Annotated in this window: 22 protein-coding genes; 18 read left to right on the top strand and 4 right to left on the bottom strand. The window is 49.3% G+C overall.

Translation table 11 applies throughout. The features are described from left to right. Positions 1-2 precede the first annotated feature (2 nt). The 3 genes from LHF31_RS10895 to LHF31_RS10885 all read right to left on the bottom strand — a co-directional run bounded on the left by LHF31_RS10895 (position 3) and on the right by LHF31_RS10885 (position 2,951). A complete protein-coding gene (locus LHF31_RS10895) occupies positions 3-944 on the bottom strand; it encodes a metal ABC transporter substrate-binding protein (protein WP_298004763.1) in 942 nt (313 codons plus the stop codon). Between the two features lie 57 nt (positions 945-1,001). Next, on the bottom strand, positions 1,002-1,436 hold the full coding sequence (locus LHF31_RS10890; protein WP_298004760.1) for a Fur family transcriptional regulator: 435 nt from the start codon (positions 1,434-1,436) through the stop codon (positions 1,002-1,004). 306 nt (positions 1,437-1,742) lie between these two features. Then, positions 1,743-2,951 carry an iron-containing alcohol dehydrogenase family protein gene (locus tag LHF31_RS10885; RefSeq protein ID WP_298004757.1) on the bottom strand — a complete coding sequence of 403 codons (1,209 nt, stop codon included), beginning with the start codon at positions 2,949-2,951 and terminating at the stop codon, positions 1,743-1,745. Between the two features lie 358 nt (positions 2,952-3,309). Between LHF31_RS10885 and LHF31_RS10880 the strand changes: the two genes are divergently transcribed. From LHF31_RS10880 to LHF31_RS10815, 14 genes are all read left to right on the top strand, one after another. Next, positions 3,310-3,600 carry a EutN/CcmL family microcompartment protein gene (locus tag LHF31_RS10880; RefSeq protein WP_298004754.1) on the top strand — a complete coding sequence of 97 codons (291 nt, stop codon included), beginning with the start codon at positions 3,310-3,312 and terminating at the stop codon, positions 3,598-3,600. Positions 3,601-3,726: 126 nt separating this feature from the next. Then, positions 3,727-4,842 (top strand): ethanolamine utilization protein EutH, encoded by a 1,116-nt coding sequence (gene eutH, locus LHF31_RS10875; RefSeq protein WP_298004751.1) that lies wholly within the window; start codon positions 3,727-3,729, stop codon positions 4,840-4,842. Between the two features lie 52 nt (positions 4,843-4,894). Next, entirely contained in the window at positions 4,895-5,176 is a 282-nt protein-coding gene (gene eutM / locus LHF31_RS10870) for an ethanolamine utilization microcompartment protein EutM (protein WP_333656944.1), read from the top strand. A 19-nt stretch (positions 5,177-5,195) separates the two neighbouring features. Beyond that, on the top strand, positions 5,196-6,644 hold the full coding sequence (locus LHF31_RS10865; protein WP_298004745.1) for an ethanolamine ammonia-lyase reactivating factor EutA: 1,449 nt from the start codon (positions 5,196-5,198) through the stop codon (positions 6,642-6,644). 57 nt (positions 6,645-6,701) lie between these two features. Next, a complete protein-coding gene (locus LHF31_RS10860; RefSeq protein ID WP_298004742.1) occupies positions 6,702-8,072 on the top strand; it encodes an ethanolamine ammonia-lyase subunit EutB in 1,371 nt (456 codons plus the stop codon). A 12-nt stretch (positions 8,073-8,084) separates the two neighbouring features. Continuing rightward, entirely contained in the window at positions 8,085-8,990 is a 906-nt protein-coding gene (gene eutC / locus LHF31_RS10855) for an ethanolamine ammonia-lyase subunit EutC (protein WP_298004739.1), read from the top strand. Positions 8,991-9,014: 24 nt separating this feature from the next. Further along, the gene (gene eutL / locus LHF31_RS10850; RefSeq protein WP_298004737.1) at positions 9,015-9,671 is read left to right on the top strand and encodes an ethanolamine utilization microcompartment protein EutL; all 657 of its coding nucleotides are present in this window, start codon (positions 9,015-9,017) and stop codon (positions 9,669-9,671) included. 54 nt (positions 9,672-9,725) lie between these two features. Next, on the top strand, positions 9,726-11,222 hold the full coding sequence (locus LHF31_RS10845; protein WP_303774217.1) for an aldehyde dehydrogenase family protein: 1,497 nt from the start codon (positions 9,726-9,728) through the stop codon (positions 11,220-11,222). 288 nt (positions 11,223-11,510) lie between these two features. Next, a complete protein-coding gene (eutM, locus tag LHF31_RS10840) occupies positions 11,511-11,792 on the top strand; it encodes an ethanolamine utilization microcompartment protein EutM (protein ID WP_041455268.1) in 282 nt (93 codons plus the stop codon). A gap of 137 nt (positions 11,793-11,929) precedes the next feature. Further along, positions 11,930-12,559, top strand: coding sequence for a cupin domain-containing protein (locus LHF31_RS10835; RefSeq protein WP_298003151.1), 630 nt, complete (start codon positions 11,930-11,932; stop codon positions 12,557-12,559). 22 nt (positions 12,560-12,581) lie between these two features. Then, complete coding sequence (locus tag LHF31_RS10830; RefSeq protein WP_298003148.1) at positions 12,582-13,379, top strand: hypothetical protein; 798 nt, start codon at positions 12,582-12,584, stop codon at positions 13,377-13,379. Positions 13,380-13,385: 6 nt separating this feature from the next. Further along, positions 13,386-14,207 (top strand): ethanolamine utilization protein EutJ, encoded by an 822-nt coding sequence (eutJ, locus tag LHF31_RS10825; protein ID WP_298003145.1) that lies wholly within the window; start codon positions 13,386-13,388, stop codon positions 14,205-14,207. A 12-nt stretch (positions 14,208-14,219) separates the two neighbouring features. After that, positions 14,220-14,843, top strand: coding sequence for a hypothetical protein (locus LHF31_RS10820; RefSeq protein WP_298003142.1), 624 nt, complete (start codon positions 14,220-14,222; stop codon positions 14,841-14,843). 13 nt (positions 14,844-14,856) lie between these two features. After that, positions 14,857-15,156 (top strand): hypothetical protein, encoded by a 300-nt coding sequence (locus tag LHF31_RS10815; RefSeq protein ID WP_298003139.1) that lies wholly within the window; start codon positions 14,857-14,859, stop codon positions 15,154-15,156. A 1-nt stretch (position 15,157) separates the two neighbouring features. Here the strand turns inward: LHF31_RS10815 and LHF31_RS10810 are convergent, their stop codons facing one another. Beyond that, positions 15,158-15,919 carry a ParA family protein gene (locus LHF31_RS10810; RefSeq protein WP_298003137.1) on the bottom strand — a complete coding sequence of 254 codons (762 nt, stop codon included), beginning with the start codon at positions 15,917-15,919 and terminating at the stop codon, positions 15,158-15,160. Between the two features lie 132 nt (positions 15,920-16,051). Here LHF31_RS10810 and LHF31_RS10805 point away from each other — a divergent pair, with 132 nt between their 5' ends. The 4 genes from LHF31_RS10805 to LHF31_RS10790 are packed head-to-tail and all read left to right on the top strand — an operon-like array spanning position 16,052 to position 20,114. Next, on the top strand, positions 16,052-17,179 hold the full coding sequence (locus LHF31_RS10805; RefSeq protein ID WP_298003134.1) for a glycosyltransferase: 1,128 nt from the start codon (positions 16,052-16,054) through the stop codon (positions 17,177-17,179). Continuing rightward, a complete protein-coding gene (locus LHF31_RS10800) occupies positions 17,176-17,541 on the top strand; it encodes a YraN family protein (RefSeq protein ID WP_298003133.1) in 366 nt (121 codons plus the stop codon). The genes LHF31_RS10805 and LHF31_RS10800 overlap by 4 nt, the downstream gene beginning before the upstream one ends. Further along, positions 17,525-18,478, top strand: a complete 954-nt coding sequence (gene miaA, locus LHF31_RS10795) for a tRNA (adenosine(37)-N6)-dimethylallyltransferase MiaA (RefSeq protein ID WP_303774216.1) — start codon at positions 17,525-17,527, stop codon at positions 18,476-18,478. The genes LHF31_RS10800 and miaA overlap by 17 nt, the downstream gene beginning before the upstream one ends. Next, positions 18,459-20,114 (top strand): long-chain fatty acid--CoA ligase, encoded by a 1,656-nt coding sequence (locus LHF31_RS10790; RefSeq protein ID WP_298003128.1) that lies wholly within the window; start codon positions 18,459-18,461, stop codon positions 20,112-20,114. The genes miaA and LHF31_RS10790 overlap by 20 nt, the downstream gene beginning before the upstream one ends. Positions 20,115-20,131 lie beyond the last annotated feature (17 nt).

Here is a 20,131-nt window from a genome sequence, read left to right as displayed (position 1 = left end):
GCTTATTTCAGGGCATTTACAATGGCATTTACATTATACCGGATATATTCCAGGTATGTTGGCGCTGGTCCCTCGGCGTTGCTGAGGGTGCCGACATAGAGGACGACCACCTTAGCGCCGGTATCATCGGCAATCCGCTTAGCCAGGGCGGGATTGGTCTGATTGCCCACGAAAATTGCCCGGATGTTTTGAGCGCGAATCTGATCTTCCAGCGCAGCAATCTCTTGCGCTGAAGGTTCGGCGAGGGTGGAGAACCCGGCGACGATTGCACCGATTTGTTCGAACCCGTAGCGTTGTGCAAAATATCCCCATGCCAGATGATCGGTAACCAGTTTGCGGTTTTCCGCAGGAATCTGTGATACCTGATTTTGAATCCACCGGTCCAGGTCTATTAATTGTTTTTTATAGGCTTCTCCATTTACCTGGTAGGTTTCCTGATGGGAAGGATTGATCTGCGAGAGTTCTTCTACAATGACATCTACCCACTGAATCACATTATTTGGATCTGTCCAGGTGTGGGGATCAAAAGCGTGTTCTTCTTCTCCAGTGCCATGAGAGTCTTCATCCTCATGCCCCTCTATAAGATTGTTGCTCTTGGAAACTTCCACCAGTTTCGCATCAGGAACGGCGTTGGCAATGACTTTCAGGAGGGATTCTTCCAGTCCTGCCCCATTGACAAACACCACTTTTACCTGACTGATTTGAGATAAATCCTGCGGGGAAGGAGAAAAACTGTGAGGATCTGTTCCGTTGGGAATGATCTGAACCAGTTCAATCGATTCTCCTCCAATCTGTCGAACTACATCGGCAACGATGCCTGTAGTAGCGGCTACCGGAATTCGAGCATTTCCTTCCGGTTGGGCTGGCTTTGCCTGACACCCCATCAATCCGGTTGTCATCAGGATCAGAACCATGATCCAATTAAGTACTTGCCTGAATTTCATCACAAACCTCCTGATATATAATGAATATCATTTTCAATAAAGAATAACAAAAAAAATTTACAGATGTTTCCTGCAATCCGGACATACTCCAAAAAGTTGGAGCCAGTGTTCTTGAATCAGAAATCCGGTGTTCTGGCTGACCCGGTCGCTTAACTTGCTGAAATCGTCTCCGCTGAAAGTAACCACTTTTCCACATTGCGTGCAGAGCAGAAGATGTTCGTGTCCCTGGGTGGATCTTAAATAACGGTGACACCCATCTGGGAGATGAACCCTTTGAATCAACCCCATGGCTTCCAGTTTTTCAAGTGTGCGGTAAACCGTAACCAGACCCAGAGCGGGGTATTCTTTTCGAGCCAGGTCATAAATCTCAATTGGTCCCAGAGCGCGGTCACTGTTGAGCAACAGATCCACAATCACCTTTCGTGACCGGGTGATTCGACAACCGTCTGCCTGTAACGCCTGGAGCCATTGATTGGACAAAGCCGAAATCATTTTACTGTGCTTCCTATCCTTATTGAAAGTGATTTTCATTTTAAACAGAAAAATCGAAAGTGTCAAGAAAATTAATAATAGGTAGATCTATTTAGAAAAAAAGTTGTAAAACCCTGTAATGGAACAGTTGTGGAGGATATAAAATTAATAAAATTATTCTTCTAAGACCAATCATTTCCTGTATATAGAGATTGTTTCAGGTTGGTTTGAATGTAAAGGGAAATGAGAAGGACAGAATCGACTAGTTCCCAGTGGAGGGTGATTTTATCCAGGCCGGGTTTCGATTTAATCAACTCAGGGTTAGATTCAAAAACTGCGTTGCAGTACTTCGATCACATCCGCCTGGCAGACCTGGCGCGGATTGGTTTGGAGGGTTGGGTCGTCCATTGCCTGAGCCGCTAGCGCGGCAAAGTCAGAGGTCCTGGCACCTACCTGTTCCAATCGGGTAGGTAGGCCGATAGCGGCTGTCAATTCGCGTACCGCTTCAATCGCTTTCAGCGCAGCTTCCTTGCCGTCCAAATGCTCTACCCGCAGGTTAAAAGCCCGTGCAATCTCGCGCAAAGAGTCCAGCCGTACCAGCATGTTAAAGCGCATCACTTCTGGCAGGAGCAAAGCATTGGCTACTCCGTGCGGAATTTTATATCGTGCTCCCACCTGATGCGCAATCGCATGACACAATCCAAGTCCGGCGTTTGAAAATGACATACCTGCCATGTACGAAGCCTCTGCCATCTTGCGGCGTGCATACTGGTCTTTTCCATTGCCCACCGCCAGCGGGAGGTAAGTAGCAACCAGTTGTATGGCGCTATACGAAAGAGCCTGTCCCAGTGTGCATACACCCTTTGCCATATAAGACTCTACCGCGTGGGTTAGCACATCCATACCGGTAGCCGCCGTAATAGCCGGAGGAATACCCAGTGTCAGAAGCGGGTCAATGATTGCCATATCGGGGATAAACAGCTGGTGTTGATGTGGTACTTTGATATGATTATCCTCATCGGTGATAACAGCAATATCTGTTACCTCTGAGCCGGTACCGGCAGTGGTGGGCACTGCTATCAGTTTCCCTCGCGGGGATAACTTTGTGTTATTCTTGATCACTTCTCTGGCAGGAAGGGGATTATTGGCAAACACCGCAATCGCCTTTCCTGCATCAATCACTGAACCTCCACCGAATGCTAGCACTCCATCACAACAGCAGGAATTTAACGCTTCCACCCCTCGCCTGACAATTGTATTGGTAGGATCAGGTAACACTTCATCAAAAACAGTGAAGTCAATCTTGTGGCGGCGCAGAGAGCGTAGCGCCCCATTCATCAATCCCAGCTGGACGATTTGACGGTCGGTCACAATCAACACCTTGTGGCATTCCAGCCCTTCCAGATACTCCCCAATTTTGACCGAGATTCCATCTCCAACGAGTGTGGTGGGTGGTACGCGAAAGTGATAACTGTTGGACACACTCAAACTGTCCGCGGTCATGGTAATGACTTCTTCAAGCAACTTTTCGTTCATAGAGGGATACCTTTCGGTAACTAGATTTGAGTTGGGTCAAGAGCAGGAAATTTCTAAGATAATTATTAAAAAGAATACCACAATTCTTTGTGATTTTTTACATCCAATTTTTGTTAAAACATCTCCTTCAAACTCTGGTAGGCATGTTGGTCTATGGGATACCAACGTAAAGTTATGTCTGTTTCTTCAAGGTCGCTTATTGACTTTTTTTTCTGAATTCCTATAATGATTGTATAGATAGCATAAAATAATAAAGAACAAAATAAACATAATTATTATTTTATTGTTTCTTGTCTCGATTATTCATTTTCCTGCTTTGTTGCATTAAAAACTTTTCATCTATAAAAAAGAGGGTTCCATGCAAATCGCTCGAATCATTGGATCTGCCGTTTCTACGGCAAAAGACCCCAAATTAACTGGCTTAAAGTTGCTGGTTGCCCAAAAAGCCACTCCCGATAACCAGGTATATGGAGAACCATTTCTGGTTGCCGATACAGTTGGTGCCGGGGAGGGGGAACTGGTGATCCTAGTTGAAGGGAGTTCCGCACGAGAAACACTCAAAACGACTAATACGCCAGTAGATGCAGTAATTATTGGCATTCTCGATTCAATTGAGGTGGACGGCGAACTCGTTTTCCGTAAGAGTTAATTTTCCAGATCGGTTGAATCCTTCTATCAGGAAGGGGGTGGTTATAAGGTAAAGAACCCATTTGTTGCTTCTTCACTCAAACCTGAACACAAAAACCAATACTTAAACCAAAGGAGGATCTGAGCTGTGGACATTAATGTCATCATCATCTGGATCATGATGATTTTCATGGTTCTGGGCGCTATTGATCGCATTCTAGGGAACCGCTTTGGGCTGGGAGAGGAGTTTGAAAACGGCTTTAATGCTCTTGGCCCGCTGGGGTTGGCGATGGTGGGCGTTATCTCGCTGGCGCCAGTTTTGGCAAACATTCTACGACCGGTGATCGTACCCATATACCAATTCCTTGGCGCCGATCCAGCCATGTTTGCCACCACCCTGCTTGCCAACGACATGGGCGGTTACCCCTTAGCCAAACAGTTAGCCATCAATCCTGAAGCCGGGCTCTACGCCGGTATCATTCTTGGCGCCATGATGGGACCAACCATTGTCTTCACCATTCCGGTAGCGCTGGGATTGATCCCGGTCGAGGATCGCAAGTGGCTGGCGTTGGGTATTCTGGCTGGCATTGTCACCATTCCCATCGGTTGCATCGCGGGCGGCTTTACCGCTGGTTGGGGTGCCGATATTGTCATCGGCAATCTGCTGCCGGTTGTAATCGTTGCGGCATTAATCGCATTTGGGCTGTGGCGATTCCCGGAAAAGATGACCACGGGCTTTCAGTACTTCGGCAAGGGCGTGGTAATCATGATCACCATTGGTCTGGCTGCCATCGTCTGGGAAACGCTGACGGGTATTGTTGTCATCCCCGGAATGGCACCGGTATGGGACGGCATTCAAATCATCGGCTCCATCGCCATTGTCCTTCTGGGCGCTTTCCCCATGGTTAAAGTCATCACCAAGGTTTTCAGCAAGCCGCTGTTAGCTGTAGGCCGCAAACTGGGTATGAACGATGTGGCTGCCGCCGGTATGATTGCCACCCTGGCGAACAATATCCCCATGTTTGCCATGTTCAAAGATATGGATAATCGCGGTAAGGTGATCAACGCGGCTTTCGCGGTTAGCGCCGCTTTCACTTTTGGCGATCATCTTGGCTTTACCGCCGGTGTAGAGCCCCAGTTGATCTTCCCGATGATCGTCGGTAAACTCACTGCTGGTATTACTGCTGTGGGAGTTGCCCTGCTGATCGCCCCCAAGCCTCAAACTGTTCCAGCACCACAGCCGCAGCCTGTGTCACAGGATTAATCCCCTTAAACCATATATGACCATTACAACAAGGAGGTAATTTATGAGCGGAGTGCAAATGATTGCTCTGGGAATGATTGAAACCAAAGGGCTGGTTGGCGCCATTGAAGCCGCTGATGCCATGGTTAAAGCCGCCAATGTCAAACTGATTGGCAAAGAGTACATTGGTGGCGGGTATGTAACCGTAATGGTGCGAGGCGATGTCGGTGCGGTAAAAGCTGCTACCGATGCCGGCGCAGCTGCAGCCCAGAGGGTTGGCGAACTGGTCAGCGTGCATGTTATTCCGCGCCCACACAGCGATGTGGAAATGATTTTGCCCAAAGTCGAAGGTTGAGTGAAGGCGGACTTTCCCTATGACCGACTTGCGGGAAATGGTCAGTGTTGGCATTGATGTTGGCACCACAACCACCCAGCTTGTATTCTCACGTCTGGCAGTGAGCAATACATCGCGGTTAGGACAGATTCCCCGCTTTCAAGTTAGCAGTAAATCGGTCTTGTATGAAAGTCCAGTCTACTTTACTCCCCTTTTAACCCCCGATTTGGTGGATGTACAAAAATTGAGCGAAATCATCCGGTCCGAATACCAGAAAGCCGGCATTCAACCCCACCAGGTCGAAACTGGCGCGGTGATCATCACCGGCGAAATTGCCCGCACACAAAACGCTGAGGAGATTCTCAAAGCCATTGCTTCGCTGGCAGGTGAATTTGTGGTAACCGTCGCCGGTCCAAATGTTGAATCGTTAATTGCTGGCAGGGGATCGGGTGCGGCTGCTTATTCCTTAGAAAATTACACAACTGTCACCAATGTGGATATTGGTGGCGGCACCTCTAATGCAGCCATCTTTCGCTCTGGAGAACACCTCTCCTCATCGGCACTGGCTGTCGGGGGGCGGCAAATTGTCATCGAGAAAACATCCGGAATCGTTCAACACATTGCCCCCCCTGGACAACTTATCATCAAAGCGCTGGGGTTGCCCATTTTTGTGGGAAAACGGGTGGATTTGGAGACTCTACAACCTTTCTGCGACTGCATGGCAGATTTGGTGGTTGACTTGATTCACGGCATTGAAAGCGATTTGGGTAAACAGTTGCAACTGTCTCCTCCTCTCACCCACACAGAAGAATCTAAGGTTCTGTTTATTTCCGGTGGAGTGGGCACCTATTTTTACCAGCCGGTTGAAATTCAATCGCTGGCAGATGTGACCATCCACAATGACGTTGGTCCTTTGCTTGCCCAGTCTTTACGGCTTAATCCACGTATTCGAAAGATGCGGGTTGAAAGGCCAGTTCAAACCTTACGGGCAACCGTCCTTGGGGCAGCCACCCAAACCATCACCTTGAGTGGAAGCACTATCTTCACCGATCCAAAATTGCTTCCCATGCGAAACTTACCTGTTATCCGCCCTCACCTCACCAGTAGTGACCTGCAACATCCGGAAAAGATTGTGGAACAAATTCAAAACGCTGTACAGCGTTGGGATCTTCACCAGGATTCAGGTAACTTTGCTGTTGCACTGGACTTGCCTGTTAATCTGGATTATCCCACCCTGCAAGTTCTTGCGAAAGCATTGGTGCAATTTACCAGTGAGGCTCTTAAGCCGGGGAGACCGCTGGTATTGGTTACAGAAGCCGATTATGCACAGGCGCTGGGACAAACGATTCATGCTTTGAATGATCGGTTGCCTTTGATCAGCGTAGATCAGGTTAATCTGGCAGAGGGAGATTTCATTGATATAGGAGAACCCATCCTGGAGGGGCGGGTGGTCCCGTTATCCGTAAAAACATTGATTTTTTATCATTAGTGGTGAAGCAATGCACCTTTCCTTTCGTTCAAAGTGCTTCAGAGAAGGAGGATTTATATGCTCTTAAGAACAAAGTTGTTTGGAAGCACCTATCAGTTCGGCTCCATCAAAGAGGTGATGGCAAAGGCAAATGAGGAAAAATCGGGAGACCGATTAGCCGGCATTGCCGCCAACAGCGTTGCTGAGCGAATGGCAGCCCGTTATGTTCTGGCAGAAGTTACCTTAGAGACCCTGCGTAACAACCCCGCTGTACCTTACGAAGAAGATGAGGTAACTCGTGTTATTCAGGATTCCGTCAATGAAACCATCTACAACGAAATCAAACATTGGACGGTAGGGCAATTCCGTGAATGGCTGCTAGATGATAACACAACGGGCGACATGATCAAGCGCATCAGTAATGGGCTGACAGCAGAAATGGTTGCGGCTGTTACAAAATTGATGTCCAACATGGACTTGATGGTAGCAGCCCGCAAGATCCGCATCACTGCCCACTGTAATAACACCATTGGTCTTGAGGGAACTCTGGCATCCCGCAACCAGCCCAATCATCCCACCGATTCGCCGGAAGGTATTCGCGCTACGATTTATGAAGGGCTATCTTTTGGCTCTGGTGATAGTGTCATCGGTATCAATCCAGTGGATGATTCCCTGGCAAGTGTCATGCGTTTGCTGGATATGACCTATGACATCATCCAGAAATGGGAAATTCCAACCCAAAACTGCGTACTGGCACATGTTACCACTCAAATGGAAGCCATGCGGCGAGGAGCGCCGGTTGGTTTGGTATTCCAAAGCCTTGCCGGTTCCCAAAAAGCCAACGAAGCCTTTGGCGTTTCGGTTGCTATGATGGACGAAGCCTATGACATGGCCAAGAAATATTGCTGGACAGCCGGACCGAACTATATGTATTTTGAAACCGGGCAGGGTACAGCGCTTTCCGCAGATGCTCACTACAACACGGATCAGTTGACCATGGAAGCCCGTATCTACGGAATGGCAAAGCGTTATAAACCCTTCCAGGTGAATACCGTGGTTGGCTTTATCGGACCGGAATATCTGTACGACGCAGTACAGATTACCCGCGCCGGGCTGGAAGACCACTTCATGGGGAAACTGACAGGGATTCCAATGGGGTGTGATGCTTGCTACACCAACCATGCCAAAGCCACCCAGAATGACATTGAAAATCTGGCTGTTTTGCTCACCGCCGCTGGCTGTAATTATTTCATGGGGGTGCCTATGGGTGATGATGTGATGCTCAGTTACCAATGCACCAGTTACCATGATACTGCTGCGTTGCGGCAACTGCTCGGGCTCCGCCCATCGCCTGAATTTGAAAAATGGATGGAGTCACTCGGTTTGATGGAAAATGGCAAATTAACTGATAAAGCCGGGGATGCTTCATTCTTCCTGCAACGGAAATAAGGAGGAATTCTTATGGAACAAGGGAAAATGGATATAGAAGCAATCGTTCAGGCAGTATTGAATGAATTAAGCAAAAAGAATTCAGGACAGGCGGCGACTCCGCAGGTGACAACGCAAACCAACGGGGATCTGGTGATTGACCTGCCCGATCCAACCTTACCAGAATACCGTCGTGCTCCGGGGGTTAAGAACCCTTATGATCCGGAAGGCCTGCGTAACCTGATGGCAACCACAACTGCCCGAATTGGAGTAGGGCGCGCTGGTCCAAGACCTAGAACGTCAACGCTTTTACTTTTCCAGTCTGATCACGGCGTGACCCAGGATGCCATCTATGGCGAAGTGGATCAAGCAGTGTTGGATAAATTTGATCTCTTCACTGTTCAGACACAGGTTCAGGACCGCAATCAGTATCTTACCCGCCCCGATCTTGGTAGACGGTTGAGTGAAGAAGCCAAGCGCACGATTGCCGAACGATGTGTCAAAAAACCCCAAGTCCAGATTGTGGTAGGAGATGGTCTTAGCGCTGCTGCGATCAATAATAACCTCCCCATCATTTATCCAATCATTGTTCAAGGGTTGAAAAGCGCTAATATCAGCCTGGGCACGCCTTTCTTCATCAAGTTTGCTCGGGTGGGCGTGATCAATGATGTCAATGACATCATTGGAGCGGATGTTGTCGTCATCCTCATCGGTGAACGCCCCGGGTTAGGGATTGCCGACGCTCTCAGTGCCTATATGGGGTGGCGCCCAACTGCCGGAAAGACCGATGCAGAACGGGATGTGGTTTGCATGATTACGGTACATGGGGGCACTAACCCATTGGAAGGTGGCGCCTATGTCGTAGAAATGATTAAGAAGACCTTGCAATATCAGGCAAGTGGTGTGGAATTGAAACTTAAAACCAGCGGACAAGGCTGATCTTTCAAGAAAGGAGATAATCCTATGGCAATATTAGATCCTGTACGTCCGAATATTCTTTCGGCGCGGCTGATTCCCAATGTCCATCCCAGTTTTGCTGCCGAATTGGGACTGCGTCCCGATCAGAAAAGCCTGGCGCTCATTACCTGCGATATTGATGATTGTCTGTATGTATCGTTGGATGAAGCCACGAAGAAAGCAGAAGTGGAAGTCGTGTATGCTCACAGCTTTTACGCTGGTTCTGCGCATGCTTCGGGACCGTTATCCGGCGAAATCATTGGCATTTTGGCTGCTCCCAATCCGGCAGAAGCCCGCGCTGGGTTGAACGCTTGCATTGAATATGCCACTGAGTACGCCTACTTTCTTTCGGCAAATGAGGAAAACACGCTGGTGTTCTTCCCTCACACCATTTCCCGATCCGGCAGTTACCTGAGTAAAGCCGCCGGTGTACCGGAAGGTACCCCTCTGGCATACCTGATTGCACCTCCAATTGAAGCAACCTATGCCATTGATGCGGCACTGAAGGCTGCTGAAGTGGAATTGAGGGTCTGGTGGAAACCACCATCCGAAACGAACTTCTCAGGAGCACTGCTTTCCGGTACACAAAGCGCTTGTCGAGCAGCCTGTCAGGCATTTCAGGATGCAGTTCTGGAAGTGGCGCGCTATCCGAAGAAGTATTAATATTTTACCCCTTTGGGGTAGGGCTTAAGCTCGTATCCTCTATAAGGAGGTGCTATGGCGTTACCAGAAGATTACGATCTGGATCTCCGCTCTATTCAGGAAGCGCGCAGACTTGCTGTTCAATGCCGAGAGGCTCAGCGGGCATTTGCCTTTGCTACGCAAGAAGAAGTGGACCGAATCTGCTCGGCAATGGCTGAGGCTGCCTATCGCGAAGCCGCCAGGTTAGCGCAACTAGCCCATGAAGAGACTGGTTATGGGGTTGTTGCTCATAAACAGGTAAAGAATGAATTTGCCAGCAAGACGGTGTGGGAGTCCATCAAGAACGTCAAGACAACGGGCGTCATTAACCGGGATGAGAGCCGCAAAGTGGTGGAAATTGCCTGGCCTGTTGGAGTGATTGCGGCTCTGACTCCTTCCACAAATCCTACCTCAACCGCTATTTACAAAGTGCTTATTGCCGTGAAGGCTCGAAATGGGATTGTGGTTGCTCCTCACCCTGCCGCTCGTCGAAGCACATTTGAAGCCGTGCGGGTTATGGTAGAAGCCGGAGAGGCTGTTGGAATGCCTGCAGGGTTGGTTGCCTGCATGCAGAATGTGACTCTTGAAGGAACTCAGGAGTTAATGCGGCACTATGCGGTTTCACTAATCCTTGCAACAGGCGGATCTGGTATGGTGCGCGCAGCCCATAGCGTAGGCAAACCAGCCATTGGGGTGGGACCCGGGAACGTACCCGTATACGTGGATCGTAGCGCTGATGTGGTTAAAGCGGCAAGCGATATTGTCAACAGTAAGGCTTTTGATTGTTCGGTGATTTGCTCAACGGAGCAATGTGTGGTCGCTGACCGCCCGATTGCCGATCAACTGCGCGAGGAAATGAAGAAAAATGGAGCATACTGGTTGTCTCCAGAAGAAGTTCCACCTGTTGAAAAACTTCTCTTCCAAAGCCCGGGTGTCATGAATCCAAGGGCAGTGGGTAAGACCCCACAACAACTGGCTCAAATGGCGGGTATTCAGGTACCTTCATGGGCGAGAGTGCTGGTTGTGGATCTTGCCGGTGTAGGGAGGGAGTATCCCTTGAGTGGGGAAAAACTGACCACGGTGTTAGGCTTTATGGTGGAGGATGGGTGGCGTGCAGGTTGCGAAAGGTGTATTCAGCTGCTGAAGTACGGTGGGGATGGGCATTCACTGGTCATTCATGCCCGCGATGAGGAAGTCATCATGGCATTTGGGATTGAGAAACCCGCTTTCCGCATCATTGTTAACTCGTGGGGAACGATGGGGGCTATTGGTGCGACAACCGGAGTAGTGCCTGCCATGACGCTGGCTCCCGGTGGCCTTGGGGGAGCCGTGATTAGCGACAATATCACCACCACGCACCTGATGAACATTAAACGGCTTGCCTATGAAATTACCCCACCCCCGCCAGCGGCTTATACGCTTGCACCGGATGTAAAAGGTGGAACAGCCAGTGGTACTCCGGCAGTCTTGAGCAATGCGGAGATTGAGGAGATCGTCCGGCGCATCCTCGCCCAGTGGGATGTTCGTCGGTGAAGGACTGGCTTATCAGGAGACTGAAACAAGATGGCTGATACACAATGTCAGGCAATTACTAAAAGCGGGAAAAGATGCCAGAATCCGGCTATACCGGGTTCAAAGTACTGTCGTCTGCCCAGTCATCAGGCATTGGCGGTTAGCGAAACGGCTTCTCCATCATCGGATGCCGCAGTCTCACCTGAAAGCCTGAGTGACCAAACGACACAATCCAATAAAGATGAAGCTCCTCAGATATCGCACTCGTATGAGGAACCAAAAACACAACATAAGGAGATTGCTATGACTATTCAAATGATTGCTCTCGGTATGATCGAGACCAAAGGACTTGTTGGTGCCATTGAAGCGGCAGATGCCATGGTTAAAGCAGCCAATGTGAAATTGATCGGCAAGGAATACATTGGCGGTGGATATGTTACCGTTATGGTTCGGGGAGATGTGGGCGCTGTCAAGGCTGCTACTGATGCCGGCGCTGCAGCGGCGCAACGGGTCGGGGAATTGGTCAGTGTTCACGTCATCCCGCGCCCGCATAGTGATGTGGAAATGATCTTGCCGAAAGTCTCTGAATAATTGGAACAAGTCTTTTTGCAGGGGTGGGAAAATCGTTTTTCCTAACGGATTTTCCCACCCTCAAAGCCTGCTCGACTTATACCTTTTGCCCTAAAAGGTAAAGAGTATGTGGCTAGTTATAAAGGAGACGATGGAACATGCCCAAGAAATGCTATACAGCGCAGGATATCAAGAATCTGGCAAATCAAAATATCCTGGAGTTACGACTTAAAAAGGGCGATTTAGTCACCCCGCTGGCGAGAGATCAAGCGCGAGAAGTCGGGTTGAGCATTATCGAAGCCGAAGAGGTGTCTTCCCCTCAACAGGTTCCTGCATTTACCTCTTCCCCTTCGGGTTCTGTTGGACTGGAAGAGCAAGTCCGCCAAATTGTGTCAAAATTGCTTGAACAGAACAACCAACCGAGTACTCCATCTTCCCGTTCGGTGGTACATGTGGATGGGCGTTCATTGACCATGCCTCCATTCCCCTTTGAAATCCATCGTCCTGAAATGGATGTCCGTTTGGAAGATGTCATTACTGCTCAGCATGGTTCACCGATGGCGGCTGGGTTTATGTCGCTTCACAAGGGGAGCTTCCCGTGGACTCTTACCTACGATGAGATCGAATTTGTCATTGAAGGAGAATTGCACATTGTTACTTCGCAGGGAACCATCGTAGGGAAACCCGGGGATGTCATTTACATTCCTAAAGGGACACAGATTTCATTTAGTACCCCTCAGTGGGCGAAGTTCTTATATGTGACCTATCCTGCTGAATGGGCGGGTTGAGCAGGAAAGAAAGGCTACTTCTATGCCAATTGTAACTGAAGCCCAACTTCGTAATCAAATCCGGCAGCCCCAAAAAGGGATGACTGTGCGGCTTCCGGCAGATGCACGGCTTTCACCTTCTGCGCAGGATTTCATAAAAGAGTGGAACATGGAAGTTACCTTTGAAGGCGAATCGGTTAATTTGCCGGATTCTAAACCAATCGATTCTCCTGCCAAACCTGCGTGGGATAAACCGGGGGAATTTCCGGTTGTCTTGACGGGTGACCTGCCGCGCTGCACCACCTGTGGAATGCCCGTAAAGCCGAAGCCAGATCACATGACCCAGCTGGACAGTCAGCATTTTGCTCCAAAAACCCATCCCCGCATTCGCTTTCGGGGGAAAATGGACAGCCTTCATGCTCTGTTTTTGCTGGTGAGTGCGCTGGCAAGAAGAGAGAAGCGAAACCGGTTGGCTGAACTGTTAGGTACTCTGGCGGCTTACTGTCGGGAAATTTCTAGCGCCGAATACAACCAGCGTAAGGTTGCTCCATTGGAGATGGATGGCAAAAGCGATGACGAATTGCGCAAAGCAACCCACACACCAGAGGAGAGTATTGGCATCTCCCATATTGTTCCCGGATCACAGGACCCCGAGTTGCTTCTCTGGCTCAACTGGTTACGTTCCCAGGTTCGCGAAACCGAAATCGTTGCATTGGAAGCCTTTACAGTTTATGAAGCCACTGAACCGCAAGAACCTGAACTGATAAAAGCGGTCAATCGCTTGAGCAATGCGGTCTATTATCTGGAATTGCTGTTCGCTGCTGGAAAACTGGAAAAGTAAAGACTGATGAACCCGAACCTGCATGCTATCCTGAAAGAAGCTGATCAAGCCATCCTGCGCCATTCTATCAATGGATATCGCGGGAGAGTTCGCTGTGGGGTTGATCTGGGAACGGCTTACGTGAGCCTGTTTGTATTAACCGAGGATAACCAGCCACTGGTCGGAACCTATCAGTATGCTGAAATCGTTCGAGATGGCTTGGTTGTGGACTTCGGTGGGGCGGTTGAACTGGTGCGTAAGTTGAAGGCGGAATTGGAGGGCAGACTGGGATTTGAATTACAATCGGCGGCAACTGCTTACCCTCCCGGTGTTCCCATTGCGGAGGTGCGTGCCACACGCTATGTTCTTGAAGCAGCAGGGTTAACCTGTTCTGCGCTGGTGGATGAACCTACCGCGGCAAATGCTGTTTTGGAAGTCAAAAATGGGGCTGTGGTGGATATTGGCGGTGGCACCACTGGTATTGCCATTATTCAAGAGGGTAATGTAATCTACACTGCAGATGAACCAACCGGTGGTACTCACTTTACCCTGGTGATTTCCGGGGCGCTTAAGATCCCCTTTGCCGAAGCCGAAGCCCGAAAAATAAACCCGGAAGAACAAACTCGTTTATTTAATATCGTTCGTCCTGTAATGGAGAAGGTAGGTACAATTATTCAGCAACACATTCAACCATACCCTGTAGATTGTATTTATTTGGTGGGGGGGACCAGCGCTTTTAAAGGAATTGACAGGGTGATCGAAAATATTACAGGGGTAAAAACGGTAGTTCCTGGGAACCCCTTGTTTGTTACCCCGCTGGGGATTGCGATGAACGATCAACTTTCTTGACGAGGAGCACATATGGCGGATCAATTCGAACTGCGAGCTTATTGCTATCTTGACCGAATGCAACCTCAATATGCTGCATTTGTAGGCACTATCACGCAAGGAGATCTACCAATTGAAGGAATGGCAAGCCTGTACGTGGAGATGGCACCAGGCAACTGGGTTTTTCGAGTGGTGGATATTGCAGTGAAAGCAACGGATGTTAAACCGGGTGCTCAAATTGTTGAGCGCGAATTTGGTATGTTTGAAATCCATTCGCTCTCCCAGGAAGATGTTATTCAGGCAGGCCAGGTGGTTCTGGAACAACTGGGGCTTAAAATCACCGATCGTAAAAAACCTGAAATTGCTTCCCTTCAGGTGATTACCAATGTCAATCCTTATCAGGCACAATTATTAAATCGCTTTGCACGAGGTATGATGTTGGTACCTGGCCAGACGATGCTGGTCCTGGAATGTGCTCCTGCGGCTTATATTAATCTGGCTGCTAACGAAGCCGAAAAAGCCGCCCCAGTTAATTTGATGCATATAAGTTCCGTAGGCCGTTTTGGCCGTTTATGGATGGCTGGCACGGAAGCCGATATCCTGGCCGCACGCGATGCGGCTGTCACAGCGTTGAAAGAAATTGAAGGGGTTGCTTAGAAAGTGAGGCAGTATGGCAAAAAAATTCCTGACTGCCAGAGATATTGATTATCATGCTGATCAGGGCGTAACCGAGATCCATGTGGGTGATGATTTAGTCGTCACCGATTTAGGACAGGAAAGAGCCAGAGAGCGGGGAATTCGTTTAATCCGCTTACCAGCAGGTGAAAAAACACCTCCTCATCCGGAGTGTAAGGACGAAAAGCCCAATGAGGATGTGCTCCAACAAGTTCGTTTAGCAGTCATTGCACGTCTTGGTGGCACGCCAGAAGGGTTGGATCAAATCATTCACAAGATATTGAATGGAAAATAACTTAAGACTCGAATTTACCGTTTCTAAGCCAGAAATCAATCTTAGCGGATAATTCCTGCATTTGGGGCAGAAGTCTGCCACTTGAAAGGGGTTTCCCTTCACCAACGGTTCTGGCTATCTCAATGCTTCGTCCAATTACTGCCAGAATAGGCAACTGGATGTTTTGAAACTCTTCCAGTATTTGTTGATGTAGTTTCAAACGTCGATCATACTGACAGATAACTAATCCCAGAATCATCAGATTGGGGTTTAACTCACTACGCACCGCATTAAGACTTTCTATGAAAATGGATACTCCCCGTTTGTCAACAGGAGTGGGCAGGGTGGGAATAAGAACGCCATCCGCTGCATTCAGGGCATTTTCCACCAATAACCCTAAAGAAGGCCCACAATCTATTATTGCCACATCGTATTGATTTACGCTGCTAAGGGCTTTCTTGAGGATATTTTCCCGTCCCATCCGGGTAATCAAGCCGATTTCGGAAATGGACAGGGAAAGTCCTCCAGGAGCAAGATCTAAATTTTCGCTAAGTGGGCGGATAATATCTGACAGCAATAAATTTCCTGGTAAAGCACCGCCAATGACTTCAGCAATACATTGTCCACTACTCTCACCTATCGTTGAAAGAGTTAAACTGGCTTGTGGATCAAGGTCAATCAACAAGACTTTTCTGCCAAGGGTTGCAAGTCCTGCTGCCAGATTAATAGCGAGTGTGGTTTTACCCACTCCCCCTTTTTGATTTGCAATTGCAATTGTTTTCATATTTTTCAGAGTATCAAATGAGATGAGAAAGAATTTTTAAATATTATAGTATGGAAAATGATAAACGTTTTCCATACCTGTAATAAATTTGTGGGTTTTCGTTATAATTCCCCACACAGAATTGAGTGGATCATGCGCATTGCCTTTGTTTCCGATTCATACAAACCATATGTCAGTGGGGTAACGCATTGCATTACCCTGTGGAAACGTGTCCTCGAGGGATGGGGGCATGAGGTTTATGTCTTTTCCTTTGGCGATCCGTCTTTTGACCCCCGGGAATCCAATGTAGTATATTCCCCCGGGATAGCCCTTCCCAATGGCTTTTTTATCGGGGCTGGTTTTTCGCGCCAGGCGCAATCTTTATTGAAAAATATGGATGTGGTGCACTTAAATCATCCATTCCTGACGGGTCCCTATGTCGCCCGTATGCTTTCCGGGTTAAATGTCCCTCTGGTATTTACCAACCATACACGCTATGATCTGTACTTTGACTATTATTTTCCTTTTCTCTCCGATAAATTCCAGAAAAATGTGCTCAGACGGGCGCTCCATTCTTTTTATCAAAAAGTGGATCGGATTATTTTTCCCTCTCGAAGTGTACTGGAAATGCTCTCCCACCTGAATCTGAAGGTTCAGGGAGTGATCATTCCAAACGGTGTGGAGGTCGAACGCCTGCGCGGAGGACAAAAAGAACGTTGTTCTCTCTATAAACCGTTGCAGGGGAAGAAGATGGTTTTATTCCTGGGGCGGTTGAGCGCAGAGAAAAACGCCCGTTTCGTCCTGCAGGCATTTTTAAACCATCTCGAAGATTTCCCCGACACCTGCCTGGTTTTTGCGGGGGATGGCCGTGAACGGGGTGTTCTGGAACAAATGGTGGCTCAAAAGAATGCCCGGGAACACGTGATCTTTGCAGGGAAGATCTCTTATGATCAAGTTCCCGATTATCTGGCTCTGGCGGATGTATTTGTGACTGCCTCTTTGAGTGAAGTTCACCCTCTTACCGTGATGGAGGCGCAGGCGGCGGGAGTACCGGTTGTTGCTGTCCATGCGCCCGGCGTGGATGAAATTGTCAAGGACGGAGAAACGGGCTTCTTAACTACGCTGGATGAAGAAGAATTTGCTCAAAAACTTGCTTTGTTGTGTGGTGATGCCAGTCTGCGCCAGAAATTTCACCTGCAAACACTGACGCATGGAGAAACCTTCCGGGTTGAATATACCGTTCAGCGCCTGCTTGAGGAATATGAAAGGCTTATGGAATGAACACGTATCGCCAGCGTTTAGGTAAATGGGGAGAAGACCTGGCTGTTAAATACTTAACCCAGAAGGGATACATTATCCTGGCGCGGAACGTACGCACGGAATTTGGTGAGATTGACATTGTGGCTCAGCGTGGTGAGACTATGATCTTTGTAGAAGTGAAAACCCGTACCAGCCAGGATTTTGGTTATCCTGAAAGTGCCCTGACGCCACAGAAAAAATCTCACCTGCTCAGTGCCATTCAGGCATATCTGCAGAAAGCCGTGTCTGAACCACCTGCCTGGCAGGTAGATATTCTGGCAATCGAGCGAGAAAAGGGAAAGGAGCCGCTCATTGAGCACTTCGAAAATGCCCTTACGGAATAAGCCCTTGCTGGTGATTGTGGGTCCAACCGCAGTGGGGAAAACGCAGGTTTCTATTGAAATTGCTCGCCGATTGGACGCTGAAATAGTCTCAGCAGATTCCCGTCTGTTCTATCGTGGAATGGATATTGGCACCGCAAAACCTGCTCCTGTCGAACGTCAGGGAGTACCGCATCACCTGGTGGATGTGGCTGATCCCGATGAGGTGTGGAGTCTGGCGTTGTTTCAGCAAGCCGCTCAGCAGGCAATTGCAGACATTCACGCGCGGGGAAAACTTCCTATTCTGGTGGGTGGTACAGGGCAGTACGTGAAAGCCGTCATTGAAGGGTGGCAGCCCCCAGCCCAGCCTCCTCATCCTCTTCTGCGTTCAGTTCTGGAACGGATGGCTGATGAAGAGGGGAAAGAAGCCATGCATTCCATGCTTGCCCTTCTGGACCCCGTTGCCGCTCAGGGAATTGACCCTCGGAATGTTCGCCGCACCATTCGGGCTTTGGAAGTCATTTTTTCTACTGGAAGACGCTTTTCTGAACAGCGAAGAAAGTCTTCCTCGCCCTATCTGGTGCAGATTCTGGGTTTGACCCGTAATCGCAAAACGCTTTATGAGCGTATTGACTCCCGAATTGAAGACATGCTCCAGCGAGGTTTTCTGGAAGAGGTTCGGGCTTTGCTGGAAAAGTACCCGCCCGATTTGCCTGCTTTTTCGGCAATCGGGTATCGTCAGTTGATTGAAGTCCTTCAGGGTTCCAAAACCCTGGAGGAGGCTGTTCTTGAAATCAGGCGCCTGACACGCCGTTACGTCCGCCAGCAGGGTGCGTGGTTCCGCGAAGAAGACCCCCAGATTCGCTGGTTTGATCTGGATCAGGTATCGGTTGAAGAGATTGTGAACTTTGTTATTTTGTGGTGGATGGAGGTTTATCAACATGAATCGTCCCTGGGTTAATCACTATGATGAAGGGGTGCCGCATTCCCTCACCTATCCTTCTTTACGGGTGTTCGATTTTTTGGACGAAGCCGCCAGTCGTTATCCAGAACAACCCTGCACAATTTTTGAAGGTAAAACCATCTCCTATGCCAGAATGTCGGCATTAACCGACGTGTTGGCGCGCGGGTTAATTGCGCTGGGTTTACAGAAAGGGGAGAGGGTAGGCATTCTCCTGCCCAATGTACCTCAATATGTGCTGGCGTATTATGCCACCTTGAAAGCGGGGGGAGTGGTTTCTGCAATGAACCCCGCTTATACACCCCGCGAGGTTGAGTATCAGATTCGGGATTCGGGTTGTGCGCTGGTGATTGCGGGAGAATCCTCCCGTCCGTTAATTGAACAATTACCGCAAGATGTGCCGGTGCGCCAGTGGATTTTTACTTCTCTGGAAGATGCTTTTTCCATTGCGGAATGGCAACCTGATCCTGCGTTCTGTCTGAAAGACCCGGTACGCACTACCTTTACCCTGCAGGAGGTGATGCGCTGGGCTCCTGTTGTGTTGGAGAGAAAGGCTCAGGTTTCCCCCGACGATGTCGCCATCTTCCAGTACAGTGGGGGAACGGCAGGAATTCCCAAAGCCGCTGTGGGCTTGCATCGGAATCTGGTTGCCAACACTCTGCAGTTTCGGGCGTGGCTTTCGGGCATGGAAGATGGTAGAGAGACTGTCTTACTGGCAATTCCCCTGTATCACGTGTACGGCATGGTTGTCGGTATGAGTGTAGGGGCTTCCATGGCGGCGCGCATGGTCTTGATCCCGAATCCTCGGGAACTTCCCAAACTGCTTGAGGCTGTCCAGACCTACCAGGTCAGTTTTTTCCCTGGAGTGCCAACCCTTTATGCTTTGATTAACCAGCATCCTCTGGTTCAATCTGGGGAGGTTAATCTGCGTTCCATTCGGGCTTGCATCTCCGGGTCTGCCCCTTTACTGGAGGAAATTCGTCTTCGTTTTGAAGCCCTGACTGGCGCAAAACTGATGGAGGGGTATGGGCTTTCGGAGGCTCCCACTGCGACCCATTGCAACCCCATGCTGGGTGAAAAACGCCCGGGGTCTATTGGTTTGCCTTTACCTGATGTGGATTGCCGGATTGTCTCGCTGGAGGATGGGGAGACCGATTTGCCCACTGGTGAAGTCGGAGAGTTGCTTATTCGCGGTCCTCAGGTGATGCAGGGGTATCATAATCGTCCGGAAGAAACTCGGGAAACCCTTCGGAACGGCTGGCTGTACACGGGGGATATTGCCCGGATGGATGAGGATGGCTATTTTTACATTCTGGATCGTAAAAAAGACCTGATTAAAGTCAGCGGTTATCAGGTCTGGCCTCGCGAGGTGGAGGAAGTCATTGCTGCCCATCCGGCGGTTCTGGAGGCAGGTGTTGCCGGAATTCCCCATCCTATCCGTGGCGAGGCGGTCAAAGCATGGGTGGTATTGAAACCCGGTCATTCTGCCTCGGCTGAAGAAATTTTTGAATGGTGCAAACAATCGCTGGTATATTACAAAGTACCCATCGAAGTGGAATTTTTAGAACGACTGCCGCGCTCCCCGGTGGGGAAATTGTTGCGGCGGGTGCTGACAGAACCGTACCGTCAGGTGTGACAAGAAAAGAAACCGGG

The organism is Anaerolinea thermophila, assembly GCF_020723905.1.
GTDB classification, from domain to species: domain Bacteria; phylum Chloroflexota; class Anaerolineae; order Anaerolineales; family Anaerolineaceae; genus Anaerolinea; species Anaerolinea thermophila_A.
This window is presented reverse-complemented; position numbering and strand designations above follow the sequence as displayed.